The 13,792-nt window shown below is 49.0% G+C and carries 13 protein-coding genes; 5 read left to right on the top strand and 8 right to left on the bottom strand.

Features of this window, described 5'->3' with window-relative positions; all coding sequences use genetic code 11:
• On the top strand, positions 1-3,102 hold the full coding sequence (locus DEU29_RS00605) for an efflux RND transporter permease subunit (protein WP_133538260.1): 3,102 nt from the start codon (positions 1-3) through the stop codon (positions 3,100-3,102).
• 66 nt (positions 3,103-3,168) lie between these two features.
• Here DEU29_RS00605 and DEU29_RS00600 read toward each other — a convergent pair whose 3' ends face one another.
• From DEU29_RS00600 to DEU29_RS00585, 4 genes are all read right to left on the bottom strand, one after another.
• Positions 3,169-3,546 carry a hypothetical protein gene (locus tag DEU29_RS00600; RefSeq protein WP_133538259.1) on the bottom strand — a complete coding sequence of 126 codons (378 nt, stop codon included), beginning with the start codon at positions 3,544-3,546 and terminating at the stop codon, positions 3,169-3,171.
• 92 nt (positions 3,547-3,638) lie between these two features.
• A complete protein-coding gene (locus DEU29_RS00595) occupies positions 3,639-5,351 on the bottom strand; it encodes a M28 family metallopeptidase (protein ID WP_432206861.1) in 1,713 nt (570 codons plus the stop codon).
• Between the two features lie 30 nt (positions 5,352-5,381).
• Entirely contained in the window at positions 5,382-5,903 is a 522-nt protein-coding gene (locus DEU29_RS00590) for a DUF192 domain-containing protein (RefSeq protein ID WP_133538258.1), read from the bottom strand.
• A gap of 69 nt (positions 5,904-5,972) precedes the next feature.
• A complete protein-coding gene (locus DEU29_RS00585) occupies positions 5,973-7,379 on the bottom strand; it encodes a protein adenylyltransferase SelO (RefSeq protein WP_133538257.1) in 1,407 nt (468 codons plus the stop codon).
• Positions 7,380-7,452: 73 nt separating this feature from the next.
• Between DEU29_RS00585 and DEU29_RS00580 the strand changes: the two genes are divergently transcribed.
• Positions 7,453-8,349 (top strand): gluconeogenesis factor YvcK family protein, encoded by an 897-nt coding sequence (locus DEU29_RS00580; protein WP_133538256.1) that lies wholly within the window; start codon positions 7,453-7,455, stop codon positions 8,347-8,349.
• A 17-nt stretch (positions 8,350-8,366) separates the two neighbouring features.
• Here DEU29_RS00580 and dcd read toward each other — a convergent pair whose 3' ends face one another.
• Together dcd and apbC are read right to left on the bottom strand one after the other, a co-directional pair.
• Positions 8,367-8,954, bottom strand: a complete 588-nt coding sequence (dcd, locus tag DEU29_RS00575) for a dCTP deaminase (RefSeq protein ID WP_133538255.1) — start codon at positions 8,952-8,954, stop codon at positions 8,367-8,369.
• Between the two features lie 33 nt (positions 8,955-8,987).
• Positions 8,988-9,986 (bottom strand): iron-sulfur cluster carrier protein ApbC, encoded by a 999-nt coding sequence (gene apbC / locus DEU29_RS00570; protein WP_133538254.1) that lies wholly within the window; start codon positions 9,984-9,986, stop codon positions 8,988-8,990.
• Between the two features lie 90 nt (positions 9,987-10,076).
• Here apbC and metG point away from each other — a divergent pair, with 90 nt between their 5' ends.
• Positions 10,077-12,116: a methionine--tRNA ligase gene (gene metG, locus DEU29_RS00565; protein WP_133538253.1), complete on the top strand. Its 2,040-nt coding sequence runs from the start codon at positions 10,077-10,079 to the stop codon at positions 12,114-12,116.
• Positions 12,117-12,126: 10 nt separating this feature from the next.
• On the opposite strand, the gene DEU29_RS00560 is transcribed toward metG, so the two are convergent.
• The gene (locus DEU29_RS00560) at positions 12,127-12,429 is read right to left on the bottom strand and encodes a PilZ domain-containing protein (RefSeq protein ID WP_133538252.1); all 303 of its coding nucleotides are present in this window, start codon (positions 12,427-12,429) and stop codon (positions 12,127-12,129) included.
• Positions 12,430-12,515: 86 nt separating this feature from the next.
• Between DEU29_RS00560 and hspQ the strand changes: the two genes are divergently transcribed.
• Together hspQ and DEU29_RS00550 are read left to right on the top strand one after the other, a co-directional pair.
• Entirely contained in the window at positions 12,516-12,860 is a 345-nt protein-coding gene (gene hspQ, locus DEU29_RS00555) for a heat shock protein HspQ (protein WP_243734387.1), read from the top strand.
• 90 nt (positions 12,861-12,950) lie between these two features.
• Positions 12,951-13,319, top strand: a complete 369-nt coding sequence (locus DEU29_RS00550) for a histidine triad nucleotide-binding protein (protein ID WP_133538251.1) — start codon at positions 12,951-12,953, stop codon at positions 13,317-13,319.
• 16 nt (positions 13,320-13,335) lie between these two features.
• Here DEU29_RS00550 and DEU29_RS00545 read toward each other — a convergent pair whose 3' ends face one another.
• On the bottom strand, positions 13,336-13,791 hold the full coding sequence (locus DEU29_RS00545; protein ID WP_243734385.1) for a hypothetical protein: 456 nt from the start codon (positions 13,789-13,791) through the stop codon (positions 13,336-13,338).
• Between the last annotated feature and the right edge of the window lies 1 nt (position 13,792).

Below are 13,792 nucleotides of genomic sequence, written 5' to 3'. Positions count from 1 at the left end.
ATGGCAAAATTTTTCATTAATAGGCCGATTTTTGCTTGGGTAATCGCATTGTTGACGATGATGGCAGGCGCAATTTCTATGTTGCAATTGCCGATCGCACAGTACCCAACAATTGCACCACCGGCGGTTGAGATTCAATATAACTATCCTGGTGCTAACGCAGAAACCGTGGCCAATACCGTAACCAAGGTTATTGAGCAAAACATGACGGGTATTGATAACCTGTTATATTTTTCCTCGCAGAGTAACTACGGCAACGGTAGCATCAGTCTGACATTTGCATCGGGTACTGATCCGGACATTGCGCAGGTACAGGTTCAGAATAAACTCTCTCAGGCCACCCCGCAATTGCCACAGGAAGTGCAGGCACAGGGTATTACGGTAAGTAAGTCCAGTAGCTCGTTTTTGATGGTCGTCGCTCTGGTTGCCAATGACGATCGCTTCACCCAAACGGATTTAAGTGATTATATTGCGACAAACCTGCAAGATCCCATTTCGCGAACCAGCGGTGTAGGTAACGTACAGCTATTCGGTGCCCCTTATGCAATGCGAATCTGGATCGACCCGGCAGCGATGGTCAATTACGGCTTGTCGATGGCAGAAATTAAAGACGCTATCCGCGCCCAAAATGCGCAGGTTGCCGCGGGTGAGCTAGGCGGTACGCCGGCCGTTGAGGGACAGCGTCTTAACGCAACGATTATTGCGCAAACGCGGATGTCCGATCCTGAGCAATTCGAAAACATTACCCTGAAAGTGTTGCCTGATGGTTCACAAGTACGAATGCGCGATGTTGCCGAGGTTGAGCTGGGAGCGGAAAACTACTCCATTAACGCTAATTACAACGGCAAACCGGCAACCGGCTTAGCTATTAACCTACAAACAGGTGCCAATGCACTGGAAACGGCAGAAGCCGTGAAATCACGCTTGGATGAGCTGGAGCAGTTTTTCCCGGATGGCATGGAAATGGTAACGGCCTATGACACCACGCCGTTTATTAAAATATCCATCTCGGAAGTAGCGCAGGTATTAATCGAAGCGATCATTTTGGTGTTCCTGCTAATGTTCGTGTTTTTGCAGAACCTGAGAGCGACGCTGGTTCCTACTCTAGCTATTCCGGTGGTCATTCTTGGCACCATGGGTGTGCTGTCTCTGGCAGGCTTCTCGATAAATACCCTAACCATGTTCGGTATGGTGCTGTCAATTGGCTTGTTGGTTGATGATGCCATTGTTGTGGTAGAAAATGTCGAACGACTGATGGCCGAAGAAGGACTGTCCCCCAAACAAGCGACCATTAAGTCGATGGGACAAATTACCGGTGCATTGGTCGCCATCGGTGTCGTTATGGCGGCTGTATTTGCACCTATGGCCTTCTTCCCTGGCTCTACCGGGGCGGTTTACCGGCAGTTTTCATTAACCATCATTACCTCTATGGGTCTATCCGTATTGGTAGCAATTATATTCTCCCCAGCTTTGTGCGCGACCTTATTAAAACCAGTCAAACACAACAAAAGCGACGGTTGGGGTCCGCTTGGCTGGTTTAACCGCACGCTGGAAAAAGCGACCATCAAGTATACCAACTCAGTACACGGTATTTTGCGCCGTTCATTGCGCGTCGGATTGCTGTATCTGGGCATTATTGCGGTTCTGGCATTCTTATTCACTCGCTTGCCGTCTGCGTTTTTACCAGAGGAAGATCGCGGCGTATTCTTAACCCAAATGAACTTACCGGTTGGCTCGACCATTGAGCAATCGAATGCTGTGATGGATAAAATCGAGAACTACTATCTTGACCAGGAAGATGCGGTTCAATCGGTATTCTCGGTGGTTGGTTTTAGCTTCTCAGGTCGCAGTCAGGCCAACGGTATTGCTTTCGTGCGGTTAAAGGATTGGTCGGAACGTGACGAGAGTCAGAGTGTACAAGCTGTTATTGGACGCGCCTTCGGCTTCTTCGCTGGTATTAAAGAAGCGATGATTTTTGCCTTTAACTTACCGCCTATTCCGGAACTTGGCACCGCCAGTGGGTTCGATATGTATCTTCAGGATCGTGGCAACCTTGGCCATGCAAAACTCATGGAAGCGCGTAATCAGTTGCTGGGAATGGCGGCGCAGAGTGATTTGCTGACGCAGGTTCGACCTAATGGCCTGGAAGACGCACCGCAGCTTAAAATCGATATTGATTTCGAAAAAGCACAAGCACTAGGTCTGACCATCGCTAGTATTAACGACACGCTAAGCACTGCATGGGGTTCCGCCTACGTAAATGACTTTATTGACCGCGGTCGGGTTAAACGCGTGTATGTACAGGGCGAAGCGGATGACCGTATGCTGCCTCAGGATATCAACGAGTGGTATGTACGCAATAACCAGGGCGATATGGTGCCATTTAGCTCCTTCTCTAGCTGGGAATGGACTTATGGTGCACAACGTGTAGAAAGTTATAATGGCGTACCAGCACTGAATATTCAGGGTCAGGCCGCTGAAGGCGTGAGTACCGGTGTGGCGATGACCGAAATGGAGCGCTTAGTCAGTCAACTGCCTCAGGGCACCGGCTACGAGTGGACTGGGATCTCACTGCAAGAACGCCAATCAGGTGATTTTGCTCCGATCCTATACACCATCTCGCTAGTGGTTGTATTCCTGTGTTTGGCTGCACTTTATGAAAGCTGGTCAATACCGTTCTCAGTCATGTTAGTAGTACCACTGGGTATTCTTGGTGCAGTGATCGCGGTTATGCTGCGGGGTATTCCCAACGATGTATACTTCCAGGTTGGTTTGCTGACCACAGTGGGTGTGTCGGCCCGTAACGCTATTCTTATTGTTGAATTCGCCAAAGACTTGCAGGAACAGGGAAAAGAGCTGTTGGATGCAACACTGGAAGCAGTTCGCTTGCGTTTACGTCCCATCCTAATGACGTCGTTAGCTTTTATCATGGGCGTTATGCCTCTTGCGCTAAGCGAGGGAGCCGGTGCTGCCAGCCGTAATGCTATTGGTACCAGTGTTATTGGTGGCATGATTGGCGGTACAGTACTCGCTATCTTCTTCGTACCAATGTTCTTTTATGTGGTACGCCGTATCTTCCCTCCTAAGACAGAAACGGAATAAGGTTCTGCCGATAATAAAAAAACCCCGGGCTTCACACCCGGGGTTTTTTTAATGGGTTAATAATAATTAACGTTTATTATCATCGTCCATTTTTTCGTACTCCCCTTCAATAATATCCGGGTCGTTTTCATTTTGTGTCCGTTGTTGCTGATATTGCCGCTTACTCTCTTCAAACTGAGCTTTGGCCTGCTTCCGTAATTGCCAAAACTGCTTTATCGCATGGCGTTGCTTCCACATGACGGGAATCATCAGGATGGCACCAATAATGAGAATAAATACACCAAAGGTGACCGCTAATCCCAAAAATACCAGCAATAAAAAAAGGCCCAGTATGCGACTGAGCCAGTTACCTCCGGAGCCTCTGTTGGGACCGCCTGGTCCACCTGACCCCGAATAACGGCCTTGGTTGAAGCGAATATAAACTTGTCTTCGCTGATCGCTCATGACTACTCCTGTTAACAGTCTCTACTTACTAGACCACAGAATTGGCGTCATGTTCAACCTTGGCCGCTCGGTTTTTTGCGTTAACGCAACGACTAGTTGCGTTCTTCTTCAGTTTCTTTACGTGCCGCTTCAAACTCATTACCGTCAGTCCATTGCGGCCAATCGCGTGAATTAGCCAACTGCCAGCCCAGTTTGAAGAAAGCAGACATATCCTGCTGCGCACCCCGTAAATCCCAGTTTGGATCATACTCGTCGGCGGGCTTGTGATAAGCCTCAGCGACATATTTCGCACGCTGCTCTTCGGTCCACTCTTTGCCTTTAGTTATGTGATCATTGCCACCTTCCGCATACAGCATAGGCACGCCTTTTTTGGCTAAACTAAAATGGTCTGAGCGGTAAAAGAAACCAGCTTCCGGCGTTGGATTCGGCGCTAAATAACGATCCTGTTCCTCTATGTAAGGCTTAAGGTACTGATCCATTTCGCTGTTGCCATAGCCGATAACGACCATGTCTTTGACCGGGCCATAAACATTCATCAGATCCATATTGATACCACCAACGGCCTGACTCAGCGGCAACATGGGCTCTTCTGCATACCATTTAGAACCAAGTAAACCACTTTCTTCAGCACCAACGGCAAGGAACACGATCGAACGTTCCGGCTGAGGCTGCTGCGAGAATTTTTCCGCCAATGCCAACAAACCCGCGGTTCCGGTCGCATTGTCCTGAGCACCATTATAGATTGGGTCATCTTCGCGCACCGGGTCGGTACCCAGATGGTCATGGTGAGCCATGTAAATAACGTGTTCTTCCGGATACTTGCTACCCTCGATATAACCGACCACGTTGTAGGCGCTCAGTTCTTCGAATTTATTTTTGACCGAAACGTTAGCCTGGACATTTAATGGCATTGCCTCAAAGTCCTCGCTTAAGGCCATTTGCCGCGCTTCATCAACAGACATATCCAACTGTGCAAACAAGTCTTGCGCGCTGTCCAGTGTCATCCAACCCTCAACTTTAGCCCGATCCATATTGTTGTTTTCTTTCTTCAGGTCATAGCGCACCGGCGAACCGCTGGCAACAACGCCCCAGCCATAACCTGCCGGACCGGTCTCGTGAATGATAATAGCCCCGGCAGCGCCTTGTCGTGCTGCTTCTTCATATTTATAAGTCCAACGACCATAGTAGGTCATGGCGTTGCCATTAAACAGTTCAGGATCTTGCGTGGCATAACCGGGGTCATTAACGAACATCACCACCGTTTTGCCTTCTACATCAAGCCCCTCGTAGTCATTCCAATTGTACTCCGGCGCCACAATCCCGTATCCAACAAATACCATGTCGCTGTTTTCTACCGCTACCTCGTCGGTAACCTGCATCGTCCAGGCCATCATTTCGGTGCGGTATTTCATGGTGTCCGGCGCGTTTTCACCGCTAAAAGTCATGTCGCTGACCTGGTAAGGCATAATCTTGACTAGCGGTACTGACTGCCGATAGCTGCCAGTTTCACTGTTATAAGGCTTCAAGCCCCACTCTTTAAAGTGATTTTCGATAAACGACACGACCTTCTCTTCACCCTCGGTTGACGGTTCCCGCCCGGCGAATTCGTCTGCTGAGATTGTTTCAAGGTAGTCACGGTAATTGGGGTTAAATGCTGAGCCTTCCAGATCCGGTTGTTGCGCCGTCTGGCTTTGCTGTTCAGGCTCTGCAACGGAAGTTTCTGATTGTGCTTCACTGGTTTGCTGCTGACCGCAAGCGGCCAATACACTGGCAGCAATGGCTGTGAAAATAAATGTTCTCATCATTGTCCCTGGTCCTTTATTTTTATCATGGTGTTACTGCAAAAGTTCGTCGCATTGCTGGCCGTCCTCGACTGAGCCAACAATGGTTACGCGGTCGCCAAGCCGAATATCATTGTCGGCAAAAAATCCCGCGTTCATCTCCAACGCATATTGATAGTTTTTACCCGGCGCATAACTACGGCACTGGCTGGGATCATCACTGCCACAGGGGAGCATGGTAAAAGTCTTAACGACTTCGCCACGTGCGTTTAAATAAGCAATATCCAGTGGAATCAGTGTTTGGTACATCCAAAACCCGGAGCTGCCCGGACGCACCTGAGGATAACGAAACAACATCCCTTCAAACGTTCCCAGCGATTCCCGCTGCATTAGTCCACGTGCATGTTGCGCCGTCGTATCAGCCAACTCAACCGTTAAAGGTTGCTGTAAATTGCCCAGGCAAATATTTGTCGTATCAAACGATTGTGGTGCAGGTACCTGCCATTGCTGTGCCGCTACCCAAGACGAAAAAACACTTAAAACAATCGCGATTGTACTTGTTCTAACAACGGTCATGTGCCCGCCCATAATATTATTATTTGTGTTCGATTTTGTACTATACACCCCTAATGCGCAACATCCAGCCTAACTGGAGCATGACAGACTGCCCGCTTCAATCTCCTCTGCCGGAGGTTGGGCCCAGTGGGTGTCCAGATGCCTGCGATCAAAAGGTGTCGTTAACGCCTGCAAATACTGATTCAGTGGCGCTTCATCACCCTGCTCTGCCGCAATAATTACTTGAGTTAACAAATGAGTGCGTAAGGTCACCACGGGATTCGCCGCCTGCATCGATTTAATATCCGGCTCGTCGACTGCCGCTCGATAGTCTGCCAGCCAGTCTTTAGCGACTAACGCCAATTCGTTAACTTTATCGGGGTGTTGCAGCAGTTGCTCTAACTCAACAAAGCTGCGGTTATAATCTAATTGCTCCTGCTCTAGTAACGCTAGCCAGCTTGCAATCAATGGCTTTGCCTGATCCCTTTCCACCGATGTAAGCCCCAGCCGTTGCCGCATCTGGTTAAAATAGCACTGCTGTATAAAAGGTTCGTATTCGTCCAGCACCTCGGTAAACTCAGTCACATCCATACTAGCGCTTAAAGCAACCTGCAGCCGCTGTAAGTTCCAACGGCCGATACCCGGTTGCTGCATAAAGCCGTAACGACCGCCCTGATCGGTATGATTAAAAATCTTATCGGGCAGGTACCGATCAAACATGGCATACGGGCCGAAATCAAAGGTCTCGCCCACTAAACTCATATTATCGGTATTCATTACTCCATGGATAAAACCGTAGGCCTGCCACAGCGCAATCATAACTGCGGTACTTTGCATAACCTGGCGAAATTGCTGTTTTCGCGTCGAATTTTTAAGCGATGGCCAGTGGCGCTCGACAACGTAATCCCACAGCTGCAGTTGGGTATCCGCAAGGTTCCGGTAATAACAATGTTCAAAATGACCAAAACGCACGTGGGTAGAGGCAACACGCAGCAGCATCGCGCCGGGCTCCAGCTGCTCGCGTTGTATTTGTCCCCCGGTGCGGGTCAATAGCAACGCCCGTGTGGTCGGTATACCTAACGCGGCAAAGGCTTCACTGGCCAGATATTCCCGTATCGACGAGCGTAACACCGCACGGCCATCACCACCACGCCCGTACGGCGTCGGGCCTGAGCCTTTAAGGTGCAGGTCTCGATAGTATCCATCGGGGGTTTTAATTTCACCCAGCAACAGTCCACGACCATCGCCCAGATACGGATTAAAGTGGCCAAATTGATGGCCTGCATATTTCTGAGCTAAAGGCGCGAGCGCCGGCCAGGGTATTTCTCCATCTAGCTGCGCCACAAGTTGCGCAGGTTTGATGTCATCCCCGCCTAATTCGCGCCAAAGTGAGTGATTAAACAACACTGAAGTCGATTCGCCGTCAGCAACAATGCTCTGTTGATGAACCAGCGCCGGGAACTTTTTTCCATATTCGTTAACAAACTGTAAACTCATAGACTCTTTTCTTGCTGGATAATAAACTGTTTAGCATTACCTGCTTACGACAAAACAGCAAAAGGATTGTTGCATGCAAATTACGGCGTTACGCCGCATAACAGCGATTGGTGGCGGTCACGGTTTAGGCCGCGTACTCTCTACGCTGGCGTTTTTAAAGCACAGATTAGTCGGCGTTGTGACTACCACCGATAACGGCGGCGCTACCGGCTTATTACGTGAATCCCATCATACCATTGCCTGGGGGGATATCCGCAATTGTCTGTCGCAATTAGTCGAGCAACCGCTGGCAGCGGACGTGCTAAACTTTCGTTTTGAGGGCGAAACCTCCCTTGCCGGGCACAATTTGGGCAATTTATTGTTGTATACGCTGGATCAGGTTAGTGCACGTCCCATTGACGGCATCCAGTTACTGAGTCGCTTGCTTAACGTTAACACGCGCCTTTTACCTATGTCTGAGTGCCCTACTGACCTGGTTGCAACAACGGCCGAAGACTTTGAGTGCCACGGCGAAATCCTTATCGATAAATTGGAGCATATGCCGAAGAGGTTAAGTCTGTCGGCGCAAGCTCACGCTACCCCTGAAGCAGTACGGCACTTATACAACAGTGAATTAATTATTTTGGGACCAGGTAGCTTTTTAACCTCGGTACTTCCGCCATTACTGGTGGCTGATATTGCCGAGGCTCTGCGCAAAACTCAGGGTAAAGTTGTTTTTATCGATAACCTGGTGCACGAAAAAGGTCCAGCCGGCGCCTTGAGTGTGAGTGAAAAACTGGAGTTTCTGAACGCACATATTGGTCATGACGTGGTTGACTTAGTGTTATCCAACCACCACGACACCGAGCTTAAAAAACCGCGGATTGACGGGCTTACCGCCGACCCGGAGGTGCACTACCGGCACGCACCCGAGTCGTTACTACAGCAGCTCGACCGGGCCGTGGCCACGTTGTTTCGCCAGAGTGCTTGAGCTAGCCGCAGCTGTAGTTAACCACCATCAGCCGAAATCCGCGATGCCACGGCACCATGCTGATCGCGGTATTTTGCATCAACGCGTTTGTTGTAGGGGCGTTCGCATGGTCCGCTGAGACGTTCAAAGCTAATTGCGCCGATTTTCATACCGGGTCGTAACGCCAACGGTAACTTGCCGCTGTTATAAAACTCCAACACAATTTGACCAGACCAGCCCGGGTCGATACGATGCGCGGTAACGTGAACCATGAGTCCCAGTCTTGCCAACGAAGAGCGACCATCAAGCCAACCCACCATGTCTTCCGGCAGGCGGATGGACTCATGCGTAACAGCCAGGGCAAATTCCCCCGGGTGGATAAAAAATGCTTGTTCAGGCCGCAATTTAATTTCGTCACTCATGACTTCCTGAATTGCCTGTTCAATGGCTTCCCGCGAGCCACTAATATCGATGTAAGGCGCCGTGTGATCCTGCAACACACGAAACTCAGAGCCCAGATGAATATCCAGTGTTACGCCCGAAATATTTTGTTTCTGTGGCGCCGGCTCAACACCAATAATGCCTTGCTCTAAAAACTGTTCAATTTCTTTATCATTTAATCGCATGGCGCTTCCCTAAATAACCGATTGTTGTCGATATTACACATTTTTGTCGGCTTGATGGTAAATTCTTGCTGCTATTTTGGCGGCGGTTTGCTTAATTAGTTGACTGAAGTCGTGCTCCGGTTGCTCAATAAGCAACGGCCGCTCGTGGTCCAGACTATCACGAAACGCGGTTGTTAAAGGCCACTGGGCTAACAATTCCACGCCGTGTGACGCAGCTATATTAGCACCACCCCCGCTGCCAAATATTGCCTCCTGATGACCGCACTGGCTGCATTCATAAAAGCTCATATTCTCCAGCACCCCCAGTAATGGAATATTCAGTTTGTCAAACATCGCTATGCCCTTTTCAGCATCCCGCAAAGCTACCGTTTGCGGCGTTGTAACAACCACAGCTGCCGTTACCGGTAGCTTTTGTGCCATGGTCAACTGGATATCCCCGGTGCCCGGCGGCATATCCACGATTAAATAGTCCAGTGGTTGCCACTGCGTATCACGATAAAGCTGCTGCAGTGCGCTACTGGCCATGGGCCCCCGCCAGATAGTGGCGTCATCATCCTTAACCAAATAGCCGAGCGAGTTTACCTGCACGCCAAAGCGTTCCATTGGCACCATTTTATTGCGCTCGTTGATAACTAGCTCATGGTCATCACGCCCCAGCATAGTCGGTATCGAGGGTCCATAAATATCGGCATCCAGCAGCCCAACGCGGGCACCAAGCTGCTGCACGCCTAACGCCAGCGCAACACTAACAGACGATTTACCGACACCGCCTTTACCTGACGAAACCACGATCACGTTGCCCGTTGTCAGTGGCAGTTCAGGCTGCGAGTTAGGCATTTTTTTTATATTTACCTTAACCTCCCAATCATAATCGCTGCTACCGGGATGCTGATTGAGTTGTGCGTTAACCGCCTCGATATCAGCGGCAAATGGCAGTGTCAAAGTCGCTTGCCTGCGGTCATTATCCACGCTGACCCATTGATTGGATATACCAGCGGGTAAGTCGATAGAATTTTCAGAAAACTGTGCCATCAGCCACCTCTTGGCTCTGTGTATCATGCGCGTCCTATGATAATATTTTACGACGTAAATTAATTAACCGTAATGGAAGCAGATTCTCGCATGAGCCATAGCGAACGTAAAATTTTAGTGACCAATGCTTTGCCCTATGCCAACGGGCCTATCCATATTGGCCATTTATTGGGCTACATCCAGGCGGATATTTGGGTGCGCTTTCAAAAGCTGCGCGGTAACGAGTGTCATTATATGTGTGCCGATGATGCACACGGCACGCCCATCATGCTTAAGGCGCAGCAATTAGGTATTACCCCTGAGCAAATGATCGGCGACATGCAAAAGTCACATGAAGACGACTTTGCCGGCTTTAATATTGGCTTTGACCATTATTACAGCACCCATAGTGAGGAAAACCGCGAGTTAGCCGAAACCATATACACACGCTTAGACAAAGCCGGGCACATCAAAACCGAGGTCATTGAGCAGCTTTACGATCCGCAAAAAGAAATGTTTTTGCCGGATCGTTTTGTAAAAGGCGAATGTCCGGATTGTGGTGCTGATGATCAGTATGGTGATAACTGCGACGTCTGTGGTGCAACTTATGCGCCTACGGATTTAAAGAATCCTCGTTCCGTGGTTTCGGGAGCAACCCCGGAAATGCGTCAATCCGAGCATTACTTTTTCGATTTACCGGCGTTTGGCGACATGCTTAAAAGCTGGACTCGTTCCGGCTCGCTGCAAAGCGAAATGGCAAACAAGTTAAACGAATGGTTCGAGCAAGGACTACAACGTTGGGATATTTCGCGCGACGCGCCCTATTTCGGCTTTAAAATTCCGGGCACCGAAAATAAATACTTTTACGTTTGGCTGGACGCCCCTATCGGCTATATGAGTAGCTTTAAGAATTACTGCGATACTACCGGCAAAGCGGTTTGGGACGACTACTGGCAAGCGGACAGTCAAGCCGAAGTTTATCACTTCATTGGCAAGGACATCATATACTTCCACAGCTTGTTCTGGCCAGCGATGTTAAAGGGCGCAGACTTCCGCCAGCCAACCAACGTCTGGGCGCACGGTTTCATCACCGTCAACGGTACCAAAATGTCGAAGTCGAAGGGCACCTTTATAAAAGCGCGTACCTACCTTGACCACTTAAACCCGGAGTATCTGCGCTATTACTTTGCAGCCAAGCTAACCAGCCGTATCGACGATTTGGATTTAAACCTAACTGACTTTGCGCAACGAGTTAACTCAGATCTGGTCGGTAAAGTTATTAATATTGCCAGCCGCTGCGCCGGTTTTATCAGCAAAAAGTTCGATGGCCGTTTATCCAGCGACATCGCCGATGCGACCTTGTTGGAAGACTTTCAGCAAGCAGGTACGCAAATTGCTGAGTATTACGAGCAGCGCGAATTTGCTAAAGCGATGCGCGACATCATGGCACTGGCCGATCGCGCCAACCAGTATATTGCCGACAAAGAGCCATGGCAGTTAATCAAACAGCCGGATCATGAGAACGAAGTTCATGACATTTGCTCGCTGGGCATTAACCTATTCCGTCTGCTAATGATCTATTTGACGCCGGTGGTGCCGGAATTATCTAAATCAGTGCAGAACTTTTTAAATGATAGCTTTAGTTGGGACAGTCATCGTAGCGCTTTGACTAATCACCCGATTAATAAATTTAAAGCGTTAATGCAACGCGTCGAAATGGATAATATTAACGCTATGTTAGAGGCGTCTAAAGAACAACAGCAGGATCAAGCATCAGTAGCACCGGCCGTTGCTAATGATGAATTAAAGAAAGAACCACTGGCAGAACAAATCAGTTTTGACGAATTTGCCAAGGTTGATCTGCGCGTCGCGCTTATTGCGAATGCTGAACACGTCGAAGGCGCAGACAAGTTGTTAAAGCTGACACTGGATTTAGGCGGTGAGCAGCGTCAGGTATTTGCCGGAATAAAGTCCGCTTATGCGCCGGAAAAATTGATTGGCCAGTTGACGGTAATGGTCGCCAACCTGGCGCCACGCAAAATGCGTTTTGGTATGTCCGAAGGTATGGTGCTGGCAGCAGGCCCCGGGAAGGACGAAATTTACATTCTTAATCCGCATGATGGTGCCAAGCCCGGCATGCGAGTGATGTAACAGTCTTGGGCTATAACAGCTCGGTTATCTTACAGCCGAGCTGATAGCCGCCCTCTTCGAGACGTTGGCTACGTACGACTTCGGCTTTGGCTTTAAATGCCGGCACCTTTCCGGCTTTTATATAAATAACAACTGACTCGCCTTGCTCGACAGGGCTCTGCAAATGCAACGATGCTCCTGTTGCACTCAAGTCCAGGCATATTGCATCCAATACCTGCTCGTGATCGCCCCCTTCATCATAGCCAACAATAACTTTTGCCTCAGCATTCACCGACATACGCATAAAATCCCGGTTTTCATCGTTATTTAGCATGACTCTTTCCTTAAACTTTACATTTTTATAGTTCAGTTTTAGCACGCTCGTGCCGATAAGAAAACAGCAATCAAATTAGGGAAAATATGATGTCGGTCTCACAACAGGGTGCACATGCTATGGTTCGCGCTAAATTTGCTATCGGTCAGCTGATTACACATTCACTTTATGGTTACCGTGGGGTCATTATTGATGCCGACCCAGAGTTCAGTCTATCGAATGATTGGTATGAGCGTATGGCGACCACGCGGCCTTCAAAACAACAACCCTGGTATCACGTACTGGTAAATAACTCGTCCATCCAAACCTATGTCTGTGAATCCAGCCTGGAGCCTGACTTTACCGAACAGGCCATTCAGCATCCGATGGTTGATATGGTTTTTTCCGGCCGCAGCCATGGCCACTATGTGTTAGCGGATAAAATCAACTAAATAACGCAGAACGATTGCCCGATGTGCGCTGTATCAGTACCATGGAATTCAGTAAGTTACAGCCTATGTCATTAAATCAAGGAATGCGTTATGGCCGAAGAAACGATATTTAGCAAGATCATCAATCGCGAAATTCCCGCTGACATCGTCTACGAAGATGATGTCGCTCTGGCGTTTAAAGATATTAATCCACAGGCGCCTGTGCACCTACTGATTATTCCTAAAAAGCCTATTGCTACCGTTAATGATATCGAGGACGAGGATGCTGCTATCGTTGGCCACCTGTATGTGGTTGCCGGCAAGCTTGCTGTGCAACACGGTTTCGCCAAAGATGGTTATCGCTGTGTTATGAATTGTAACGAACACGGTGGCCAAACCGTTTACCATATTCATCTGCATTTATTGGCAGGCAAAGCAATGGGCTGGCCACCTTACACTGATACATTAAAAAACGCTTAATAGACGCGTTAACCTATTAGGGTCGATAGCGCGCGTCGAGAATTTGGTCGACGCGCCACTGGCCTTCTTCCTGAACCAAGACGACATCGCGACTGTCTTTAACGGTCTCATCATTATATTTACCATCGAATATGACCGTCACCCGTCTCTCCTGCTTCTTGTTCAGGTAAGGAACTATCGATTCTGCTTCGATGGTCAATTCAACCTGGTCAAAATAGCGGCCCAAGACATAACGTTCTACTCCGTTCAAGGTCGCGTAATGATCAATTAAGCCATCCATTCGCTCGGACGCAAACTGTTTTGCCTTGTTCAGATCATCATCACGATACACGGATTGATAAAATCCTTTTATCACTTGTGCTTCTTCGGTTTCAGCATCTCCATCACCATAGCCCCGCTCTACCTCTCCGCAGCCGCTAAGCAAACCCAAGGCCAACGCGCACAACGACAATACGCCCGCTTTTTTATGCATG

The sequence above is a fragment of the Idiomarina aquatica genome (assembly GCF_004362895.1).
Lineage (GTDB): Bacteria > Pseudomonadota > Gammaproteobacteria > Enterobacterales > Alteromonadaceae > Idiomarina.
Note: the sequence above shows the minus strand (reverse complement) of the source record. Positions and strands in the feature narration are given on the sequence as shown.